The organism is Enterobacter sp. RIT418, from assembly GCF_003057745.1.
Taxonomy (GTDB): Bacteria; Pseudomonadota; Gammaproteobacteria; order Enterobacterales; family Enterobacteriaceae; genus Enterobacter.
In genome coordinates, this window is sequence record NZ_QBJD02000007.1 from 148,977 (window position 1) to 170,928 (window position 21,952).

The 21,952-nt window shown below is 55.8% G+C and carries 17 protein-coding genes; 10 read left to right on the forward strand and 7 right to left on the reverse strand.

Going from position 1 to position 21,952, the window contains the following annotated elements; all coding sequences use genetic code 11:
* Nucleotides 1–63 precede the first annotated feature (63 nt).
* The 6 genes from DBY73_RS10435 (at nt 64) to DBY73_RS10460 (ending at nt 7,824) form a co-directional block, all read left to right on the forward strand.
* Nucleotides 64–1,071: a LacI family DNA-binding transcriptional regulator gene (locus DBY73_RS10435; protein WP_112011076.1), complete on the forward strand. Its 1,008-nt coding sequence runs from the start codon at nt 64–66 to the stop codon at nt 1,069–1,071.
* A gap of 128 nt (nt 1,072–1,199) precedes the next feature.
* Entirely contained in the window at nt 1,200–2,021 is an 822-nt protein-coding gene (gene dapB, locus DBY73_RS10440; protein WP_112011077.1) for a 4-hydroxy-tetrahydrodipicolinate reductase, read from the forward strand.
* Between the two features lie 454 nt (nt 2,022–2,475).
* A complete protein-coding gene (gene carA, locus DBY73_RS10445) occupies nt 2,476–3,624 on the forward strand; it encodes a glutamine-hydrolyzing carbamoyl-phosphate synthase small subunit (RefSeq protein WP_112011078.1) in 1,149 nt (382 codons plus the stop codon).
* A gap of 18 nt (nt 3,625–3,642) precedes the next feature.
* Nucleotides 3,643–6,867, forward strand: a complete 3,225-nt coding sequence (carB, locus tag DBY73_RS10450) for a carbamoyl-phosphate synthase large subunit (protein WP_112011079.1) — start codon at nt 3,643–3,645, stop codon at nt 6,865–6,867.
* Nucleotides 6,868–6,990: 123 nt separating this feature from the next.
* Nucleotides 6,991–7,479: a toxin-antitoxin system YwqK family antitoxin gene (locus tag DBY73_RS10455; RefSeq protein WP_258458430.1), complete on the forward strand. Its 489-nt coding sequence runs from the start codon at nt 6,991–6,993 to the stop codon at nt 7,477–7,479.
* A 111-nt stretch (nt 7,480–7,590) separates the two neighbouring features.
* Entirely contained in the window at nt 7,591–7,824 is a 234-nt protein-coding gene (locus tag DBY73_RS10460; protein ID WP_112011080.1) for a YgdI/YgdR family lipoprotein, read from the forward strand.
* A 44-nt stretch (nt 7,825–7,868) separates the two neighbouring features.
* Here DBY73_RS10460 and DBY73_RS10465 read toward each other — a convergent pair whose 3' ends face one another.
* Nucleotides 7,869–10,763: an autotransporter outer membrane beta-barrel domain-containing protein gene (locus tag DBY73_RS10465; protein WP_112011081.1), complete on the reverse strand. Its 2,895-nt coding sequence runs from the start codon at nt 10,761–10,763 to the stop codon at nt 7,869–7,871.
* A gap of 373 nt (nt 10,764–11,136) precedes the next feature.
* Here DBY73_RS10465 and kefF point away from each other — a divergent pair, with 373 nt between their 5' ends.
* The 3 genes from kefF to folA all read left to right on the forward strand — a co-directional run bounded on the left by kefF (nt 11,137) and on the right by folA (nt 14,119).
* Nucleotides 11,137–11,667 (forward strand): glutathione-regulated potassium-efflux system oxidoreductase KefF, encoded by a 531-nt coding sequence (kefF, locus tag DBY73_RS10470; RefSeq protein ID WP_112011082.1) that lies wholly within the window; start codon nt 11,137–11,139, stop codon nt 11,665–11,667.
* On the forward strand, nt 11,660–13,525 hold the full coding sequence (gene kefC / locus DBY73_RS10475) for a glutathione-regulated potassium-efflux system protein KefC (protein WP_112011083.1): 1,866 nt from the start codon (nt 11,660–11,662) through the stop codon (nt 13,523–13,525). The genes kefF and kefC overlap by 8 nt, the downstream gene beginning before the upstream one ends.
* A gap of 114 nt (nt 13,526–13,639) precedes the next feature.
* Nucleotides 13,640–14,119 (forward strand): type 3 dihydrofolate reductase, encoded by a 480-nt coding sequence (gene folA, locus DBY73_RS10485; RefSeq protein ID WP_003856431.1) that lies wholly within the window; start codon nt 13,640–13,642, stop codon nt 14,117–14,119.
* Nucleotides 14,120–14,157: 38 nt separating this feature from the next.
* Here the strand turns inward: folA and apaH are convergent, their stop codons facing one another.
* From apaH to lptD, 6 genes are read right to left on the reverse strand one after another with little or no spacing between them, the layout of a single operon-like run.
* On the reverse strand, nt 14,158–15,006 hold the full coding sequence (gene apaH, locus DBY73_RS10490; protein ID WP_112011085.1) for a bis(5'-nucleosyl)-tetraphosphatase (symmetrical) ApaH: 849 nt from the start codon (nt 15,004–15,006) through the stop codon (nt 14,158–14,160).
* 4 nt (nt 15,007–15,010) lie between these two features.
* Nucleotides 15,011–15,388 (reverse strand): Co2+/Mg2+ efflux protein ApaG, encoded by a 378-nt coding sequence (gene apaG, locus DBY73_RS10495; RefSeq protein ID WP_112011086.1) that lies wholly within the window; start codon nt 15,386–15,388, stop codon nt 15,011–15,013.
* Between the two features lie 3 nt (nt 15,389–15,391).
* A complete protein-coding gene (gene rsmA, locus DBY73_RS10500; RefSeq protein ID WP_112011087.1) occupies nt 15,392–16,213 on the reverse strand; it encodes a 16S rRNA (adenine(1518)-N(6)/adenine(1519)-N(6))-dimethyltransferase RsmA in 822 nt (273 codons plus the stop codon).
* Nucleotides 16,210–17,199 (reverse strand): 4-hydroxythreonine-4-phosphate dehydrogenase PdxA, encoded by a 990-nt coding sequence (gene pdxA / locus DBY73_RS10505; protein ID WP_181573229.1) that lies wholly within the window; start codon nt 17,197–17,199, stop codon nt 16,210–16,212. The genes rsmA and pdxA overlap by 4 nt, the downstream gene beginning before the upstream one ends.
* On the reverse strand, nt 17,196–18,482 hold the full coding sequence (surA, locus tag DBY73_RS10510) for a peptidylprolyl isomerase SurA (RefSeq protein WP_112011089.1): 1,287 nt from the start codon (nt 18,480–18,482) through the stop codon (nt 17,196–17,198). Before surA ends, pdxA begins: the two co-directional genes overlap by 4 nt.
* 53 nt (nt 18,483–18,535) lie before the next feature.
* Entirely contained in the window at nt 18,536–20,887 is a 2,352-nt protein-coding gene (lptD, locus tag DBY73_RS10515; RefSeq protein ID WP_112011090.1) for an LPS assembly protein LptD, read from the reverse strand.
* Between the two features lie 240 nt (nt 20,888–21,127).
* Here lptD and djlA point away from each other — a divergent pair, with 240 nt between their 5' ends.
* Nucleotides 21,128–21,946, forward strand: coding sequence for a co-chaperone DjlA (gene djlA, locus DBY73_RS10520; RefSeq protein ID WP_112011091.1), 819 nt, complete (start codon nt 21,128–21,130; stop codon nt 21,944–21,946).
* Nucleotides 21,947–21,952 lie beyond the last annotated feature (6 nt).

Here is a 21,952-nt window from a genome sequence, read left to right on the forward strand (position 1 = left end):
TTCACAGGGAATTAGACAAAAATCAGGTTATTCGATTAATCTGTGAAGGATAAGGGAGGAACAATGACAACTGTAACGCTGGCGCAGGTCGCTGAACGAGCAGGCGTGTCGACCGCCACGGTGTCGATGGTCTTGCGAAACCGGGGGCGGATCTCGCAAGCCACCCGTGAAAGAGTATTAAAAGCGCTGGACGACGCGGGTTATGTTTATAACCAGACGGCGGCGAATCTTCGAAACCGCAGCAGCAACCAGGTCGGGCTGCTTCTGCACGATATTACTAACCCCTTTTACGGCGAGATGACGGCGGGGCTAAGTCATGAGATCGAGCGCCATGAGATGCTGCTGTTTCTGGCGAATAGCGAAGAGTCCGGCGAGCGACAGCAAAAGTTCGTTGATTCGCTGATGCGTAACAACGCGTGCGGTATGGTGCTGTGCGCGGCCCGCGAAACGCCACAGACGTTTTTTGACAGCCTCAAGCGCCGCAATATTCCCGCCATCATGGTGGTGCGGCCCGTTAACGATCCTGATTTCGACTTTGTCGGTACCGACAACTTTCTTGGCACCCAGATGGCGACCGCGCATCTGCTCGCCCTGGGACACCGGCATATTGCCTTTATCGGCGGGAGCCAGAGTTCCGGTACGCGTGCCCAGCGTATTGGCGGTTTTACCAGTAAGCTGCTCGAAAAAGGTCTTTCAGCGGACCCGCGATGGATTGTCCCCAGCCTGGCGAGCCAAAGCGACGGCGCGCGGGTAGCGGAGAGTTTGTTCAGCAAGTTCCCGGCGATCACCGCCGCGGTCTGTTATCAAGACATCGTCGCGCTCGGCGTGATGCAGGCGCTGCGTAAAATGGGGCGCGAGGTCGGGCGTGATTTTGCCCTGGTGGGGTTTGACGATATCACCGAGGCGGCGCTGGTCCAGCCTGCGCTCACCACCGTATCGGTGGCGGCAAAGGAGATAGGTCGTAAAGCCGGAGAGCTGCTCTACAGCCGAATTCAGGGCAATAATGAGCCGCCGAAACGTATCATCCTGCCGCCTGCCCTGGTGATCAGAGAATCATGCGGTTTCAGTTAGTATGCCTTTTACTGATATCGACTGCGGTTTCACATTAATTTCTAATTATGGGCGTTTTTAGTGGCAGCCTTCGCGAGGGCTGGTTACTCTGAAAACGATTTACATCATTTTAACGTAAGAGAATAACTATGCATGATGCACAGATCCGCGTCGCCATTGCGGGCGCGGGCGGACGTATGGGCCGTCAGCTGATTCAGGCGGCGCTGCAGATGGATGGCGTGGCGCTTGGCGCGGCGCTGGAGCGCGAAGGCTCATCGCTTCTGGGTACGGATGCGGGCGAGCTCGCGGGAGCAGGCCAGACGGGTGTGACCGTACAAAGTAGCCTGGACGCGGTTAAGAATGATTTTGACGTCTTTATTGATTTTACGCGCCCTGAAGGCACGCTGAACCATCTGGCATTTTGCCGCGAGCACGGTAAAGGGATGGTAATTGGTACTACCGGTTTTGATGACGCTGGCAAGCAGGCGATTCAGGACGCCGCAAAGGAGATTGCGATTGTCTTTGCCGCGAACTTTAGCGTCGGCGTTAACGTCATGCTGAAGCTGCTGGAGAAGGCGGCTAAGGTGATGGGCGACTATACCGACATCGAGATTGTCGAAGCGCACCACCGCTACAAGGTCGACGCGCCGTCCGGCACGGCGCTGGCGATGGGCGAAGCCATTGCGCAGGCGATGGACAAGGATTTAAAAGACATTGCCGTCTATTCTCGTGAAGGACACACCGGTGAGCGTGTTCCTGGAACCATCGGCTTTGCGACCGTTCGCGCGGGAGACATCGTCGGTGAACATACCGCGATGTTCGCCGATATCGGTGAACGCGTGGAGATCACGCATAAAGCTTCCAGCCGTATGACCTTCGCCAACGGTGCCGTTCGTTCCGCTCTGTGGCTGAAAGGCAAGAAAAAGGGTCTTTTCGATATGCGAGACGTGTTAGAACTTAACAGTTTATAGCTCTTTTTACCCTTCGTGATGTGGTTATTGCAGTCGTAATGACTTGATTGCATAGGGCAATATTTTATTGCCCTTTTATTTTGGCTGGCTGATTCGTTTTATTGATTGAAGTCGTCAAAATAGAATGTTTTACCCGTCTGATTGGTTATTAAATTGTAAATTTTGACCATCCGGTCCACTTTTTATCACCCCGACCTAAATTTTTTTATTAAACTTGCCGCGCAAGCGTTTCCTAGGCCTATTTACCTGATCTTTTTGCCGCTTAACCTGTCATATGGCGTCAAGCCCTGCAAAAGAATAAGCAAAACATCCGTTTTGGGTTGACTTTTACCGACCAAATCCCCAGAATGCCGCCGTTTGCCAAAAATCCGCTGGCAACATATTTGCATTGCTTCATAGCGTCGTTATGAATTAATATGCAAATAAAGTGAGTGAATATTCTCTGGAGGGTGTTTTGATTAAGTCAGCGCTATTGGTTCTGGAAGACGGAACCCAGTTTATCGGTCGGGCCATAGGGGCAACGGGTTCGGCGGTTGGGGAAGTCGTTTTCAATACTTCAATGACCGGTTATCAAGAAATCCTCACTGATCCTTCCTATTCTCGCCAAATCGTTACTCTTACTTATCCCCATATCGGCAATGTCGGCACCAATGCTGCTGACGAAGAATCTTCCCAGGTACATGCACAAGGCCTGGTCATCCGCGACCTGCCGCTGATTGCCAGCAACTTCCGCAATACTGAAGACCTCTCTTCCTACCTGAAGCGCCATAACATCGTGGCGATTGCCGATATCGATACCCGTAAGCTGACGCGCCTGCTGCGCGAGAAGGGCGCACAGAACGGCTGCATTATCGCGGGTGATAACCTCGATGCAGCGCTGGCGCTGGAAAAGGCGAAGGCCTTCCCGGGCCTGAACGGTATGGACCTGGCAAAAGAAGTGACCACATCAGAAGCCTACAGCTGGACGCAGGGAAGCTGGACGCTGGAAGGCGACCTGCCGGAAGCGAAGACCGAGAGCGAGCTGCCGTTCCACGTTGTTGCGTATGATTTCGGTGCCAAGCGCAACATCCTGCGCATGCTGGTTGACCGCGGCTGCCGCCTGACGGTGGTGCCGGCACAGACCTCTGCCGAAGAGGTGTTGAAAATGAATCCGGACGGGATCTTCCTGTCAAACGGTCCAGGCGACCCGGCACCGTGCGATTATGCCATCGATGCGATTGAAAAATTCCTCCAGACCGAGGTGCCGGTATTCGGTATCTGCCTCGGCCATCAGCTGCTGGCGCTGGCGAGCGGTGCGAAAACTATCAAGATGAAGTTTGGTCACCACGGTGGTAACCACCCGGTAAAAGACATCGATAACAACGTGGTGATGATTACCGCGCAGAACCACGGCTTCGCCGTTGATGAAGCGACGCTGCCAGCGACGTTGCGCGTGACCCACAAGTCGCTGTTCGATGGCACCCTTCAGGGTATCCACCGTACCGACAAACCCGCTTTCAGCTTCCAGGGGCACCCTGAAGCCAGCCCGGGCCCGCACGATGCTGCACCGCTGTTCGATCACTTCATCGAACTTATTGAGCAATACCGTAAGACCGCTAAATAATCAGGAGCTGAGAAGACCATGCCAAAACGTACAGACATAAAAAGCATCCTGATCCTCGGCGCTGGCCCGATTGTTATCGGCCAGGCCTGCGAATTTGACTACTCCGGCGCGCAGGCGTGTAAAGCCCTGCGCGAAGAGGGTTACCGCGTTATCCTGGTGAACTCCAACCCGGCGACCATCATGACCGATCCGGAAATGGCCGATGCGACCTACATCGAGCCGATTCACTGGGAAGTAGTGCGCAAGATTATCGAGAAAGAGCGTCCGGACGCGGTGCTGCCAACCATGGGCGGCCAGACGGCGCTGAACTGCGCGCTGGAGCTTGAGCGTCAGGGCGTGCTGGAAGAGTTCGGCGTGACCATGATCGGCGCGACCGCCGACGCGATTGATAAAGCCGAAGACCGTCGCCGCTTCGACGTGGCGATGAAGAAAATCGGCCTCGACACAGCGCGTTCCGGTATTGCACACAATATGGAAGAAGCGCTGGCCGTTGCGGCTGACGTGGGCTATCCGTGCATCATCCGTCCGTCCTTCACCATGGGCGGCACCGGTGGCGGTATTGCGTATAACCGTGAAGAGTTCGAAGAGATTTGCGAGCGCGGTCTGGATCTCTCCCCAACCAAAGAGCTGCTGATTGACGAGTCGCTGATTGGCTGGAAAGAGTACGAGATGGAAGTGGTGCGTGATAAAAACGACAACTGCATCATCGTCTGCTCCATCGAAAACTTCGACGCGATGGGTATCCACACCGGCGACTCCATCACCGTTGCGCCAGCCCAGACCCTGACCGACAAAGAGTATCAAATCATGCGTAACGCCTCGATGGCGGTACTGCGTGAAATCGGCGTGGAAACCGGCGGCTCCAACGTTCAGTTCTCGGTGAACCCGAAAACCGGCCGCCTGATCGTTATCGAAATGAACCCGCGCGTATCGCGCTCCTCCGCGCTGGCGTCAAAAGCGACCGGCTTCCCGATTGCCAAAGTGGCGGCGAAGCTGGCGGTCGGTTACACCCTTGACGAGCTGATGAATGACATCACCGGTGGCCGCACGCCTGCGTCCTTCGAGCCGTCCATCGACTACGTTGTGACCAAAATTCCACGCTTTAACTTCGAGAAATTCGCCGGTGCGAACGACCGTCTGACCACCCAGATGAAGTCCGTTGGTGAAGTGATGGCGATTGGCCGCACGCAGCAGGAATCCCTGCAGAAAGCGCTGCGCGGCCTGGAAGTGGGCGCGACCGGCTTTGACCCGAAAGTGAGCCTGGACGACCCGGAAGCGCTGACCAAAATCCGCCGCGAGCTGAAGGATGCGGGCGCAGAGCGTATCTGGTACATCGCCGATGCCTTCCGCGCGGGCCTGTCCGTAGACGGCGTGTTCAACCTGACCAATATTGACCGCTGGTTCCTGGTGCAGATTGAAGAGCTGGTGCGTCTGGAAGAAAAAGTGGCTGACCTGGGCATCAACGGCCTGGACGCTGACTTCCTGCGCGTGCTGAAGCGTAAAGGCTTCGCCGATGCGCGTCTGGCTAAGCTTGCAGGCGTGCGCGAAGCGGAAATCCGCAAGCTGCGCGACCAGTATGACCTGCACCCGGTCTACAAGCGCGTGGATACCTGCGCGGCGGAGTTCTCGACCGACACCGCGTACATGTACTCCACCTATGAAGACGAGTGCGAAGCGAACCCGTCCGTCGACCGCGACAAAATTATGGTGCTGGGCGGTGGGCCAAACCGTATCGGCCAGGGCATCGAGTTCGACTACTGCTGCGTACACGCCTCCCTGGCGCTGCGCGAAGACGGTTACGAGACCATCATGGTCAACTGTAACCCGGAAACCGTTTCGACCGACTACGACACCTCCGACCGCCTCTACTTCGAGCCGGTTACCCTGGAAGACGTGCTGGAAATCGTGCGCATCGAGAAGCCAAAAGGCGTAATCGTGCAGTACGGCGGCCAGACTCCGCTGAAGCTGGCGCGCGCGCTGGAAGCGGCAGGCGTACCGGTTATCGGTACTAGCCCGGACGCGATTGACCGCGCCGAAGACCGCGAGCGTTTCCAGCAGGCGGTTGACCGCCTGAAGCTGAAACAGCCTGCCAACGCCACCGTCACCGCCATTGAGATGGCCGTTGAGAAAGCGAAAGAGATTGGCTACCCGCTGGTGGTGCGCCCATCCTACGTGCTGGGCGGCCGCGCGATGGAAATCGTTTACGACGAAGCCGACCTTAAGCGCTACTTCCAGACCGCGGTGAGCGTCTCCAACGATGCGCCAGTGCTGCTGGACCGCTTCCTCGACGATGCGGTTGAAGTGGACGTGGACGCCATCTGCGACGGCGAAACGGTGCTGATTGGCGGCATCATGGAGCATATCGAGCAGGCGGGCGTTCACTCCGGCGACTCCGCCTGTTCTCTGCCAGCGTACACGCTGAGCCAGGAAATCCAGGACGTGATGCGCCAGCAGGTGCAGAAGCTGGCCTTTGAGCTGCAGGTTCGCGGCCTGATGAACGTCCAGTTCGCGGTGAAAGACAACGAAGTCTACCTGATTGAAGTCAACCCGCGCGCGGCGCGAACCGTGCCGTTTGTCTCCAAAGCCACCGGCGTGCCGCTGGCAAAAGTGGCGGCGCGCGTGATGGCGGGTCAGACGCTCGCTCAGCAGGGCGTGACTAAAGAAATCATCCCACCGTACTACTCGGTGAAAGAAGTGGTGCTGCCGTTCAACAAGTTCCCGGGCGTTGACCCGCTGTTGGGGCCAGAAATGCGCTCTACCGGGGAGGTGATGGGCGTGGGCCGCACCTTCGCAGAAGCGTTCGCGAAGGCGCAGCTGGGCAGTAGCTCCACCATGAGAAAATCGGGCCGTGCGCTGCTCTCCGTTCGCGAAGGCGACAAAGAGCGCGTGGTTGACCTGGCCGCCAAGCTGCTGAAACAGGGCTTCGAGCTGGACGCAACCCACGGCACGGCGATTGTGCTGGGCGAAGCGGGAATTAACCCGCGCCTGGTGAACAAGGTGCATGAAGGTCGCCCGCACATTCAGGACCGTATCAAGAATGGCGAATATACCTACATCATCAACACCACCGCGGGCCGCCAGGCGATTGAAGACTCCAAGCTGATTCGCCGCAGCGCGCTGCAGTACAAAGTGCACTACGACACCACCCTGAACGGCGGTTTCGCAACGGCGATGGCGCTGAATGCGGATGCCACCGAGAAGGTGATTTCAGTCCAGGAAATGCACGCGCAGATTACGAAGTAAGCTTCGGAATTCTCTCACAACCCGCTTCGGCGGGTTTTTTTTCAGCTACCCGACCAATTTTGGCGGTTGCGCCATCCCTCTCCTGAACGCATGTTAAGCCCACAAACTAAAAAGGAGCTGCATGTGATTCGTTCCATTACGCTGGTCTCTCTGGTGGTGCTGCTGTCTGGCTGCGCTGATTTTTCCTCATCCGTCACCAACACGATTGATAAAATGGGGATGACGCCTGATTACGCTAAAGGACTTCAGGACGACCTTCATCCGCAAAAAAAGCTCACCACGCCTGAAGTTAAGGTTGCTGATACAGTGCCGGAAGGAAAGCTGGTGGAGAAGTACGACAACGGCAACAAGAAGTTTGAAACCGTCGTTAAAGACCGCTGTTTCAATGAGTTCATCGATATTTACTATCCTAACGGCGTATTGAGAAGCCATACCCCGCTGGTGAACTGTAAAGCCGAGGGGCTGTCGCAGGGCTATACCCAGGAGGGCAAGCTGCGCTCGACAATTACCTTCAAAGCGAGCGTCGCGAACGGCGAGGCGAAAACCTACGACGCAAGCGGTAAGGTTGTGCAGACGGTCATGTACAAAGACGGTTTCCCGACGAAAAGCTAACGTGCGTTCTGCGGTGTCTTCAGAAAGTTCTGTATTCATCCATGAGCGTGGTGTTTTCTACTACAGTATTAACTCAGCTGATAAAAAATGACTAATAGCAGGGAGAATACGATGAAAAACAAACTTCTGATGACTTCAATTTTTGCCGCAGCAGCTATGTTTACCGTTGCCGGATGCTCGTCGAACCAGGCAGTGAAAACTACCGACGGGAAAACCATCGTGACCGACGGCAAACCGCAGGTTGATGATGATACCGGCCTGGTATCGTATAAAAATGCCGAGACGGGTAAGACCGAGCAGATTAACCGCGATCGCGTCAAGTCGATGGGTGAGCTGGATAACTAAAAAAAAGCCGTGGCCCAGGCCACGGCTTTTTGTTTACTGAAAGATTACCAGCGGTGGTTCAACAGAACATGTCCGCCGTAGGCAGCATAGCTGTTTTCACCCCACTCACCGCTCGCACGCAGCGAGATGGTGGTGGTGTCGTTCAGGTTACCGGTGACGCCCAGCTCTAGCTGACCGCGATCGTCAGGCGTATCGTTGCTGGTGGTTTCGCCGTTAAAGGCCAGATCGTTTTGACCTGCGCCCTTCAGCCAGTTAACCGCAACGTAAGGCTGCCATGCCTTCACGTCTTTCTGCAGGAAGTAGCTGGACTTCACGCCAAGACGACCGAGCACGCCGTCGTTGTCCAGCGTGGTGATGCGAACGCCGTCGCGATCGGTGTGGTTTTCCTGATCGAGGTAGCTGTAGATTACCTGCGCCTGCGGCTCGATTTTCCAGGCACGCTCTTTCTCGGAAGCAACAACCCATGCATGTCCCACTTCGACAGACGCGGCAAAGCCCTGGCTGTGGTAGCTTTCATCGTTGCGGTCGCTGGTTACCTTGTTGTTGAACCAGCTATACGCCGCCCAGGTGTCAACGTAGTTGCCAAGACGCAAGTTCTGGTCTTCCTGCCAGGTCGCATACAGGCCTACGTTAAAGCCATCCACTTTACCCTGCGCGTCGCGCACGTTGTGTTTGGCATCGGAATGGGTTTTCGCCTGGCCCGCGCCGAACATGCCGCCCGCGTGGAGAACGCCGTTCTCCATGGCTTTGCTCATGAAATCACTGCCGACCTGAAGGGTCATGGTGGTGGTGTCGTAGCTGCCCTTATCACCGTCCACGTTGTTTTCGTGGTAGCGGCCCTTCACGTACATCCAGGTGTTGAGGTCGTCGACGTTGCGGAAGGTGATCTGATCGCGATCGTCACGCTTGTGCAGGAACATGCTCTGAGCGGCCAGGTAGTTACCCAGATATGCGCCGGTTTCAGGTGCCAGCACTTCAGGCCCGGTATTGGTACCGTTGTTGGACGGGGTATTTCCCCCCGTGCCGTTGCCGTTATCGGTGTTACCGCCGTTGTTATTGCCGCCCGAATTGTCCCCGTTACCCGTGTCGCCACCGTTGCCACCGTCGGTATTGCCGCTGGTGTTGTCAGGATCGGTAGTATCGTCAGCAGGATCTTCGGAAGCATTCGCCGTGGATTCCAGATACCAGTTGCCATCGGTATGTTTGTTCAGGCTGTATTCCCATTTGCCCGCAACAACCGGTTTGGCTAAGGTCATTTTCGCATCAGAGCTTCCGCCAACGCTTACCACTTCCATTCCGTTAACCGTCTGTGCGCCCTGGCCGCCAATATTGTTGATGCTGATGCCGGATTGACCAAAGCTGCTGCCGGTGATGGTCAGGTGATCGGTCGCTGAGCTGTCGTCGGCCACTACGCTGTTCATGACGATGGTGCTGCCCGCGGCGCCGGTATAGTCACCTTTGATCGTGTAGTTGTTGCCAACGGCGTTATTCTGGCCACTCAGCAGCAGGGTGCCGTTATTGGTCATGTTACCGTTGAGGACATCGGCCGTTGCCGCCGAGGAAGCGTTATTACCAGCGATCGCGTTCCAGGCTGCCAGCGTGCCGCCGCTTAAAATCATCGCGTTGTTGTTCACCTCGCCCGCGGAAGCGAAGGTCGCTCCGTTTTCGACGGTGAGGGTCGCATTGCTGCCCTTGACGCCCAGCGTAGCGCCTTCCGCGACTAACGTTGTGCCACCGTGGAGAACGGTATCGCCGGAATAGCTGTTATTACCGGTGAGCGTCAGGATATTCGCATCGACCTTTTCCACGCTGCCGGTGCCGGTGATGCCGGTGGCAAAGGTGAAGTTTTCACCCTGGTTGAAAATAACGGTGCCGTTGTTGGTCAGGCCGCCGGTCAGCGTTGCCTTACCTTTGCCGGTGCCAAGCTGCAGCGTGGCGTTTTTCGCCACCAGCGTATTGCCGCTGTTGGTGACATCGCCGCCGAGCGTCAGGCTGCCGGTATTCACTTTAATGGAATCGCCGGAGCCGATCACGTCGATATCACCGGTCATCACCCAGTTTTCACCGGCCATTGTCACGGAGGCAAAACCGTCGCCGTCGTTCAGGCCGATAAAGTTGCTGTCTTCACTACCGGTACCGTTAAGCTCTAACGTATTGCTTTTAGAGACGGTGGTAATGACATCTCCGTTCAGGATTGAGCCGGTTTTCAGCATTAACGTATTGTCTTTGTCGCTGCCAAAGAAAATCGCGGTAGCGTCGCCATCAATTTTGCCGACGTTGGTTATATCCGCCCTGGCTGAATCCGTCACGTTAATACCGTTCGCGCTGGCCTTGATTTCACCGGCGTTAGTGATCTTGGTATTGCCATTCGTTAAAAAGATGCCATCACCGTTGGTCGCGGTAATTGTCCCGGCATTATTCACGCCGATGCCCACGGCGGAGCTGATGCCGGTTTGCCCTTTAATGCTCCCGGTCTTGCTATTGTTAATGTTAATAGCAGAGGATCTATTGCTGACTAAAATACCTTTTTCGGCACCGGTAACGCTGCCGCTGTTATTAAAGTCGCCCAGCATGGAGACAACGTTGACTGCGTTACCTGTGGTAGAAGAAATAGAGGCTCCTGCAACGTTGTTGACCGTGACGCGCTGTGCGCCAGTGTTGACGTTAAGGGCATCTTCTTTTCCTGAAAGATTCCCCTGATTGGTCGCCTCGGTGACGTTGGACCCTGTAACAGCCACTGCCGGGGTGGTATCTACAGAGGTAATGGTGACATCTTTGCCAATAATATATTGGGCATCAGAAGATAATTCTTGTGGTACAGAGGTTGATTGATCAATAGATCCCGCAACAGCTATCATTGGAGTCAATATTAAAAGTGCGGGAAATAGTTTTGCCAGAGTTTTGGTTGTTCTGTTTAATTCAAATGATTTGTTACTCATATACACATCCATTTGTTTGAAACGCGTTCAAGATTGAGTTTGCTCGACATCATTTATTTATATTTATGACAAAATTTATCAAATGATGAAAATGACTCGAAATTATTCGTTTTTCAATGTGTTGTGTATATAGAGATTTGGTTAAGAGTAAATTTAGCAAATCTTAAAAATTATAAATTATCGATCTTTTGAGTGTAACCATTCACACAAATGATCATTACTAAGGACATTGCGCGAGTGAGCGGGTAGCCATAGGCGCAGTACCAGCCGTTGGCGTTTTGGGGCATGAAGCCGCGCGGCGCTTTAAGCGAAGAGACTAACTGTCTACACTCTTAGACACAAAGAGAACCTGGACAGGGAACACATCGCGCTTATGATTTTAATTATTTACGCGCATCCGTATCCGCATCACTCGCATGCGAACAAAAGGATGCTTGAGCAGGCAGGGACGATTGAGGGCGTAGAAATTCGCTCTCTTTATCAACTTTACCCCGATTTTAATATCGATATCGCCGCCGAGCAGGAGGCGCTTTCTCGTGCCGATCTGATCGTCTGGCAGCACCCGATGCAATGGTACAGCACGCCTCCGCTGCTCAAGCTATGGATTGATAAAGTCTTTTCCCACGGCTGGGCATACGGCCACAACGGCAATGCGTTAAAAGGCAAAAGCCTGATGTGGGCCGTGACCACCGGCGGCGGCGAAAGCCATTTTGAGATAGGCGCCTTCCCGGGCTTTGACGTTCTGGCGCAGCCGCTGCAGGCCACCGCGCTTTACTGTGGTCTCACCTGGGTTCCGCCTTTTGCTATGCATTGCACCTTTGTCTGCGACGATGAAACGCTGCAGGCGCAGGCTCGTCATTACAAAAAACGCTTACTTGAGTGGCAGGAGACGCACAATGGATAGCCATACGTTAATACAGGCGCTGATTTATCTCGGCGCGGCGGCGCTGATCGTACCCGTGGCGGTTCGCCTGGGGCTAGGATCAGTGCTGGGCTATCTGATCGCGGGATGCGTGATCGGCCCCTGGGGGTTCCGCCTGGTGACGGACGCCGAGTCGATTCTGCATTTTGCGGAAATTGGCGTGGTGCTGATGCTGTTCGTTATTGGCCTTGAGCTGGATCCGCAGCGCCTTTGGAAGCTTCGCGCCTCGGTATTTGGCGGTGGGGCATTGCAGATGCTGGCCTGCGGCCTGCTGTTGGGCGGTTTCTGTATTCTGCTGGGAATGGACTGGAAGGTCGCCGAGCTTATCGGCATGACGCTGGCGCTCTCCTCAACGGCCATCGCCATGCAGGCGATGAACGAGCGCAACCTGACGGTTTCCCAGATGGGGCGCAGCGCCTTCTCCGTGCTGCTGTTCCAGGATATCGCGGCTATTCCGCTGGTGGCAATGATCCCGCTGCTGGCGGCCAGCGGCGCATCGACCACGCTGGGCGCCTTTGCGCTGTCGGCCCTGAAGGTGGCCGGCGCGCTGGCGCTGGTCATTCTACTGGGGCGTTACGTCACCCGCCCGCTGCTGCGCTTCGTGGCGCGCTCGGGGCTGCGCGAGGTATTCAGCGCCGTGGCGTTATTCCTGGTGTTCGGCTTTGGGCTGCTGCTGGAAGAGGCCGGGCTGTCGATGGCGATGGGGGCCTTTCTGGCGGGCGTGCTGTTGGCAAGCTCTGAATACCGTCACGCGCTGGAAAGCGATATCGAACCGTTCAAAGGCCTGCTGCTCGGGCTTTTCTTCATCGGCGTTGGGATGTCTATCGACTTCGGTACGCTGGTCACCCATCCGCTGAGGATACTTATTCTGCTGGTTGGATTCCTGGTCATTAAAATGGGGATGCTGTGGCTGATTGCCCGTCCGCTGAAGGTGCCCAACAAGCAGCGCCGCTGGTTTGCCGTCCTGCTGGGGCAGGGAAGCGAATTTGCGTTTGTGGTCTTTGGCGCGGCGCAAATGGCGAACGTGCTCGATCCCGAGTGGGCTAAAGCGCTCACCCTGGCGGTTGCGCTGTCGATGGCGGCGACGCCGGTCCTGCTGGTGCTACTGACGCGTCTTGAAAAATCCGACAGCGGTCAGGAGCGTGAAGCCGATGAGATCGACGAGGAACAGCCGCGCGTGATCATCGCGGGCTTTGGGCGTTTCGGCCAGATTACAGGCCGTCTGCTGCTCTCCAGCGGCGTCAAAATGGTGATTCTCGATCACGATCCCGACCACGTTGATACCCTGCGCAAGTTCGACATGAAGGTCTTCTACGGTGATGCCACCCGCGTCGACCTGCTGGAGTCTGCCGGGGCAGCGAAGGCCGAGGTGTTAATCAACGCGATCGACGATCCGCAGACCAGCCTGCAGATGGTGGAGCTGGTAAAAGAACACTTCCCGAACCTGACGATCATCTCCCGCGCGCGCGATGTGGATCATTACATTCAGCTGCGCCAGGCGGGGGTTGAGGCCCCGGAGCGTGAAACGTTTGAAGGCGCGCTAAAATCAGGCCGCATGGCGCTCGAAAGCCTTGGGCTGGGCGCCTATGAAGCCCGCGAGCGGGCCGACCTGTTCCGCCGTTTTAACACCGACATGGTTGAAGAAATGGTGGCAATGGCGGGAAGCACGGCTTCGGAACGCGCGGCGGTGTTTAAACGCACCAGCGCAATGCTGACGGAAATCATCAACGAGGACCGAAATCATCTGTCGCTGGTGCAGCGACACGGCTGGCAGGGCACGGAAGAGGGCAAGCATACCGGCAACCCTGAAGACGAACCGGAGAGTAAACCTTCCGCGTGAAGTGGAGTTGCCAGCAATATTAAAAAATATCTGTTTCTTTACTCTGCCGCCAGTCGACGAAAGATTAAGCTTTCCGTATAGTGGCGGCAATTTTTTGCATCCGGGAAATTTTCAATGATCAGTCTGATTGCAGCGCTGGCGGTAGACCGCGTTATCGGTATGGAAAATGCCATGCCGTGGAACCTGCCTGCCGATCTCGCATGGTTCAAACGTACGACGTTAAACAAGCCGGTAGTGATGGGCCGCCTGACCTGGGAGTCGATTGGTCGTCCATTGCCGGGCCGTAAGAATATCGTTATCAGCAGCCAGCCGGGCACTGACGATCGCGTTCAGTGGGTTAAATCCGTTGATGAAGCGATTGCCGCCTGCGGTGATGCCGAAGAGATCATGGTGATCGGCGGCGGTCGCGTGTACGAACAGTTCCTGCCAAAAGCGCAGAAGCTTTACCTGACGCATATTGATGCGGAAGTGGAAGGGGATACGCATTTTCCGGATTACGATCCGGACGAGTGGGAGTCCGTATTCAGCGAGTTTCACGACGCGGATGCGCAGAACTCACACAGCTACTGCTTCGAGATTCTGGAACGTCGCTAAGCGTTAAAACGCCTCTCCCTTTCGGGAGAGGTCTATTCTCAGGAGGCAACCGCCTCGCCTTCACTTAAGCCTGACTGTCGATTAGAGGGCTGCACGAAGTACGTTTGATCTTCCCAGCGCAGGCAGGTTAAATCCCCGCCCCAGCAGCAGCCGGTGTCCAGAGCATAAACGCCTTCCGGCGTACCTTTTCCTTCCAGCGATGCCCAATGGCCAAACGCGATGCTGTACTCGTTTGCGACCGGCCCGGGAATGGCGAACCACGGCTTGAGCGGCGCGGGCGCGTTCTCCGGCGTATCTTTGCAGTACATATCCAGCTGACCGTTCGGGAAACAGTAGCGCATGCGCGTAAAGGCGTTGGTGATGAAGCGCAGTCGCGCCAGGCCGCTAAGATCCTCGCTCCAGTTGTTCGGCATATCGCCGTACATGGCATCAAGGAAGAAAGGATAGGAGTCGCTTGCCAGCACCGCCTCGGCGTCACGGGCACAGGTCTTTGCCGTCTCAATATCCCACTGCGGCGTGATGCCCGCGTGCGCCATTACCAGCTTTTTCTCTTCGTCGATCTGCAACAGCGGCTGACGGCGAAGCCAGTTCAGCAGCTCGTCTGCGTCCGGCGCGTCAAGCAGAGGCGTAATACGATCTTTCGGCTTGTTGCGGCTGATCCCGGCAAACACGGCCAGCAGATGCAGATCGTGGTTACCCAGCACCATGCGCACGCTGTCGCCCAGCGATTTCACGTAGCGGAGCACGTCAAGTGAGCCTGGGCCGCGCGCGACTAAATCACCCGTCAGCCAGAGCGTATCCTGCCCGGGCGTGAAGTCGACCTGCTTTAATAATGCGATCAGTTCATCGTAGCAACCGTGAACGTCGCCAATCAGATATGTAGACATTAGATTAATGAATGAGTGTAGGTACGGCGAGACGGAACACAGGAATAGCAATACGGAACGGATTGCCATCGACGTCGACCATTTCATAATGGCCTTGCATGGTACCCATTGGCGTTTCAATTACCGCGCCGCTGGTGTACTGGTACTCTTCGCCAGGGACGATGTGGGGCTGTTCGCCGACCACACCCTCGCCCTGGACTTCTGTTTCACGGCCGTTGCCGTTGGTGATAAGCCAGTAGCGCCCGAGAAGCTGCACGGGCACCCGCCCCACATTGCGAATGGTCACGGTATATGCAAAGACAAAACGTTCTTCATCCGGTGAGGACTGAGACTCAACATAGATGCTTTGTACATGGACACAGACGCGGGGCGAATCAATCATGGCTTAACTCTCCTTCGGCGGGGCATTGTCGCTGATGTAATTAGCCAGCTTGCAATACTGCTCCACGGAAATGTTCTCCGCACGCATTGCCGGATCAATCCCCAGCTCGGCTAATACCTCAACGGTGAACGAATTGCTCAGGCTGTTACGGATCGTTTTACGGCGCTGGTTAAACGCTTCAGTGGTGATGCGGCTCAGCACGCGCAGCTCTTTAACCGGGTACGGCATCGTTTTGTGCGGCACGAGGCGCACAACCGCAGAGTCTACTTTTGGCGGTGGCGTAAACGCGGTCGGTGGAACTTCAAGCACCGGGATCACGTTACAGAAATATTGTGCCATTACGCTTAAACGACCATACGCCTTACTGTTCGGTCCTGCAACCAGGCGATTCACCACCTCTTTTTGCAGCATGAAGTGCATGTCGGCAATGGCGTCAGTATAGCTGAACAGGTGGAACATCAGCGGAGTCGAGATGTTGTACGGCAGGTTGCCGAACACGCGCAGCGGCTGGCCCATTTTCTCTGACAGTTCGCCAAAGTCCATGGTCATGGCATCCTGCTGATAAATCGTCAGCTTGGGGCCAAGGAACGGATGCGTTTGCAGGCGTGCTGCTAAATCGCGGTCCAGTTCAATAACGGTCAGCGCGTCAAGGCGTTCGCCAACGGGCTCGGTCAGCGCGGCAAGACCCGGGCCGATTTCAACCATAGCCTGGCCTTTCTGCGGATTAATGGCAGAGACAATACTGTCGATCACGAACTGATCGTTGAGAAAGTTTTGCCCGAAACGTTTACGGGCTAAGTGGCCCTGATGGACTCGATTAGTCATTGCGTATTAACAATCATTTTGATGGCGAGATTAAGCGCCGTAATAAAACTGCCGACATCCGCTTTTCCTTTGCCTGCCAGATCCAGCGCAGTACCGTGGTCAACGGACGTTCGAATAAAGGGTAAACCGAGAGTGATATTCACACCGCGGCCAAATCCCTGGTATTTTAGCACGGGCAAGCCCTGATCGTGGTACATCGCGAGCACGGCATCGGCATTATCCAGGTATTTCGGCTGGAAGAGGGTATCGGCGGGCAGCGGGCCGCTAAGATTCATCCCTTTGGCGCGCATTTCTTCAAGCACCGGGATAATCGTGTCGATCTCTTCCGTTCCCATATGCCCACCTTCACCGGCGTGCGGGTTCAGGCCACAGACCAGCACGTGCGGCTGCTGAATGCCGAACTTGGTCTGCAGGTCATGGTGCAGTATCCCGATAATCTCCCGCAGCAGCGCAGGCGTGATGGCATCGGGAATCGCTTTGATCGGCAGATGGGTCGTGACCAGCGCAACGCGCATCTCCTCGGTTGCCAGCATCATCACGACTTTCGGGCTTTGAGAGCGCTCTTCAAAGAACTCGGTGTGCCCGGTAAAGGGAATGCCCGCCTCGTTAATCACACCTTTATGCACGGGGCCGGTGATAAGTGCGGCAAACTCGCCTTTCAGGCAGCCATCGCAGGCGCGGGCGAGCGTTTCGACGACGTAATGGCCGTTTTCAGTACTCAGCTGGCCGGGAATAGCGGGGGTACGAAGCGGAATAGAAAGGAGCGTGAGCGTGCCGGCCTGCTGTGGCCGGGGCGTCTGACCTTCAACGTAGGGAATTAGCGTTAAAGGAAGACCGAGCAAGGCTGCCCGGTCCTGTAACAGTGTTGCATCCGCGCAGACGACCAGTTCCACCGGCCAGCCGCGCTGAGCGAGCTGGACGACGAGGTCGGGACCAATCCCGGCGGGCTCGCCGGGAGTGATAACAACACGATGCGGTTTCATCAGTTGCTCAGGATTTTCACGTAGGCGCTGGCGCGTTGTTCCTGCATCCAGGTTGCCGCTTCTTCGGAGAATTTACGGTTAAACAGCATGCGGTAGGCCCTGTCTTTCTGCGCCGCATCGGTTTTATCCACGTTGCGGGTATCCAGCAGTTCGATCAGGTGCCAGCCGAAGGAAGAGTGAACCGGCGCACTCATCTGGCCTTTGTTCAGCTTCATCAGCGCATCGCGGAAGGCCGGATCGTAAATATCCGCTGCCGCCCAGCCCAGATCGCCGCCCTGGTTAGCCGAGCCTGGATCCTGTGAGAACTCTTTAGCCGCGTTGGCAAACGAGGTTTTGCCGCTCTTAATGTCAGCCGCGATTTGTTCCAGCTTCACGCGCGCCTGGTCGTCGGTCATGATCGGCGACGGCTTAAGCAGAATGTGGCGAGCGTGAACTTCCGTTACGGAGATGTTCTGGCTCTGGCCGCGCAGATCGTTCACCTTCAGGATGTGGAAGCCCACGCCGGAACGAATAGGGCCGACGATGTCGCCTTTTTTCGCCGTGCTCAGCGCCTGGGCAAAGATAGACGGCAGCTCCTGAATACGGCCCCAGCCCATCTGGCCGCCTTTCAGCGCCTGCTGGTCGGCAGAGTAGGTAATGGCGAGCTTACCAAAGTCACCGCCGTTACGCGCCTGCTCGACGATAGAGCGCGCCTGGCTTTCCGCTTCGGCCGCCTGATCGGACGTTGGGTTTTCCGGCAGCGGGATCAGGATGTGGCTCAGGTTCAGCTCGGTGCTGGCATCGTTCTGATTACCCACCTGCTTCGCCAGCGCGTCGACTTCCTGAGGCAGAATGGTGACGCGACGACGAACTTCGTTGTTACGCACTTCTGAAATCAGCATCTCTTTGCGGATCTGGTTACGGTAGGTCCCATAGTTCAGACCGTCATAGGCCAGACGGCTACGCATCTGATCCATGGTCATGTTGTTTTGCTTTGCGATGTTGGCAATGGCCTGATCGAGCTGCTCGTCGGTGATCTTCACGCCCATTTTCTGCCCCATCTGCAGGACAATCTGATCCATGATCAGACGTTCCAGGATCTGGTGGCGCAGCGTGGCGTCATCCGGAAGCTGTTGACCGGATTCGCCCGAATTAAGCTTCACCGACTTCATCAAACCATCAACGTCACTTTCAAGCACGACGCCGTTATTAACCACGGCCGCGACTTTATCGACAACCTGGGGGGCTGCGAAGCTGGTATTCGCAACCATGGCGACACCGAGAAGCAGCGTTTTCCAGTTCTTCATACTTTTTCCATTTCAATTAACCGCAAAGCGGATTACGTTGTAAATCAAGCACATTACATTGAAGTGCGATACGGCAGAATGTTCGAGCGCAGCATCTGCTGCGTGCCCAGGCCGTAGTTGGAACTCAGGCCGCGCAGCTCAACATTAAAGCCAATCACGTTGTCGTATTTGCTCTGATTGTTTTGTGTATCCCAGCCGTTCAGCTTGCGCTCGTAGCCTACGCGCAGCGCATAGCAGCAGGAGTTATATTGCAGACCCACCATCTGGTCAGCCGGCTTGTTGGCGTTCGTATCGAAATAGTACGCTCCTACGATCGACCAACGGTCAGCGATTGGCCAGCTTGCCGCGCCGCCGACCTGCGAAATGCCTTCTTTGTACTGATCGGCATTGGCGTAGTTTGGCAGCGTCGCCTGGATGTATTCCGGGCTTGCGTAACGGTAGGTCAGCTGCAGCATACGGTCTTCGTCACGACGGTATTCAATAGCGGCACTGCTCGTCGCCACGTTGTCCAGACGCGTATCGTATTGCAGACCACCGCGCAGACCCCAGCGATCGGTCATGCGCCAGTAGGTATCGCCTGCCCATACCAGAGACCCCGTTTTGTTATCTTTCTCCCAGTTGATGTCGTCATCACCGGTACGAGATTCGGTGAAGTAGTAGATTTGACCAACGGAAACGTTAAAACGTTCAACGGCAGCATCATCAAATACGCGGGTAGTGACCCCGGTCGTCAGCTGGTTCGCTGAAGCAATACGGTCAAGACCGCCGTAGGTGCGGTCGCGGAACAGGCCGCTGTAATCCGACTGCAGGAAAGAGGAATCGTAGTTCTGAATTTTGCTCTGATCGCGGTAAGGCACATACAGATACTGCATGCGCGGCTCAAGCGTCTGGGTGTATCCATCCGCCAGCAGGCCCATATCGCGTTCGAAAATCAGCTTGCCGTCCATCTTGAACTGCGGCAGCACGCGGTTAACCGACTCTTCAAGATCGGTACCATAGCGATTGTTATACCAGTCCAGGTTCTTCTGCTGGTAGTGCGTCGCCATCATCTTGGCTTCGGTATTCAGGCTCGCCCAGTTGTTGGAAATCGGCAGGCTGATGGTCGGCTCGAGGTGCACACGCGTCGCTTCCGGCATATCGGAGTTGGTGTTGACGAAATGCACCGCCTGGCCGTAAACGCGGGTGTCGAATGGACCGACGTCATTCTGATACCAGTTAACGTCCAGCTGCGGCTCCGCGCCGTAGGTGCTTGACGTCTGGGTGTTGAAGACCTGGAACTGCTTGGTTGATACCGTGGCGTTAAAGTTTTGTACCGCATAGCCCGCGCTGAAAATCTGCGTGGCGTAGCCGTCGGTACTGGAACCGTATTTGGAGTCAAAGTCGTTGAAGTAGTAAGGATCGCTGACCTTGGTGTAGTTCACGTTGAAGCGCCACACCTGGTCCAGAACGCCAGCATGTTGCCAGAAGTACATCCAGCGGTGCTTATCACCGTCTTTAGGATGCTCGTCCTGGAACACGTCATCGGACGGCAGATAGTCAAATTCCATCAGGCCAGTGCCTGCCTGGGTCAGATAACGGAATTCATTTTCCCACATGACGTTGCCGCGCTTGTGGATATAGTGCGGCGTAATGGTGGCGTCCATGTTGGGCGCGATGTTCCAGTAATACGGCAGGTAGAACTCGAAGTAGTTCGTGGTGCTGTATTTGGCATTCGGGATCAGGAAGCCGGAACGACGCTTATCGCCAACGGGGAGCTGCAAATAAGGGCTGTAGAAAACGGGCACCGGGCCGAGTTTGAAGCGTGCGTTCCAGATCTCAGCAACCTGCTCTTCACGGTCGTGGATCACTTCGCTGCCGACGACGCTCCAGGTATTCGACCCCGGCAGGCAGGACGTGAACGAGCCGTTTTCCAGAATCGTATAGCGGTTCTCACCGCGCTGTTTCATCAGGTCGGCTTTACCTCGCCCCTGGCGCCCCACCATCTGATAATCACCTTCCCAGACGTTGGTGTCTTTGGTGTTCAGGTTTGACCAGGCTTTCGGACCTTTCAGGATGACCTGATTGTCGTCGTAGTGCACATTACCCAGCGCATCGACCGTGCGCACGGGCGCAGCGGCCCCTTCCGGTTGCTTCTGGTGGAGTTGCACTTCGTCGGCCTGCAGACGGCTGTTGCCCTGGTTAATATCCACATTGCCCGTAAAGGTGGCATTGTCAGGATAATTACCCTTCGCACTGTCGGCGTTGATGGTTACCGGCAAGTCGTTTGCGTCGCCCTGAACGAGAGGACGATCGTAACTTGGGACGCCAAGCATACACTGCGAGGCAAGATCGGCTGCCAGCCCCTGATGGCTATACAGGGCGGTGCCAATCATTGTGGCCAGGAGGGTGGGGATACGTTTTTTCATACGTTGTATTTTAGTGTTCCGTCATCAGTGGCTACGGCTTACAAACGCTCAGAGACTATCTTACTCATCAGCGCAGTACCAGCGTTAATCCTGCCCGTTTGCGTGCCAGAGTGTTAGGCTCGCGATCGAATGACGAGTATGATAATGCAAATTATAGGCGATGTCCCTCAATTGACCGTGGCTCGACCACTGTAATGATGGAGTTACGTCGAACCAGGACCATGACTATTTGGGGAGTATATGCAGTATTGGGGTAAAATCATCGGCGTTGCGTTCGCCATTGTGATGGGCGCTGGCTTTTGGGGCGTCGTGCTTGGGCTAATTATCGGCCATATGTTTGATAAGGCCCGCAGCCGCAAAATGGCCTGGTTTGCCAACCAGCGCGAGCGCCAGTCGCTCTTTTTCTCCACCACCTTTGAGGTGATGGGGCATTTAACCAAATCGAAAGGCCGCGTAACCGAGGCCGACATTCAGGTCGCCAGCGTTTTTATGGATCGCATGAACCTTCACGGTGAATCGCGCCTGGCGGCGCAAAATGCGTTTCGAATTGGTAAAGCGGATAACTATCCGCTGCGTGAAAAAATGCGCCAGTTCCGCAGCATCTGCTTTGGCCGTTTTGATTTAATTCGGATGTTTCTGGAGATTCAAATCCAGGCCGCGTTCGCCGACGGCTCGCTGCACCCTAACGAGCGCGACGTTCTGTACGTGATTGCAGAAGAGCTCGGCATTTCCCGGATGCAGTTCGATCAGTTCCTGCGCATGATGCAGGGCGGGGCGCAGTTTGGCGGCGGCTATCAGCACCACCAGTCGTCCGGCGGCGGCTGGCAGCAGGCGCAGCGTGGCCCAACGCTGGAAGATGCCTGTAACGTGCTGGGCGTTAAGCCAACGGATGACGCTACCACCATCAAGCGCGCCTACCGCAAGCTGATGAGCGAGCACCACCCGGACAAGCTGGTGGCGAAAGGCCTGCCGCCAGAAATGATAGAGATGGCGAAGCAGAAGGCGCAGGAAATTCAGAAAGCGTATGAGCTGATCAAAGAGCAGAAAGGATTTAAATAGACAATG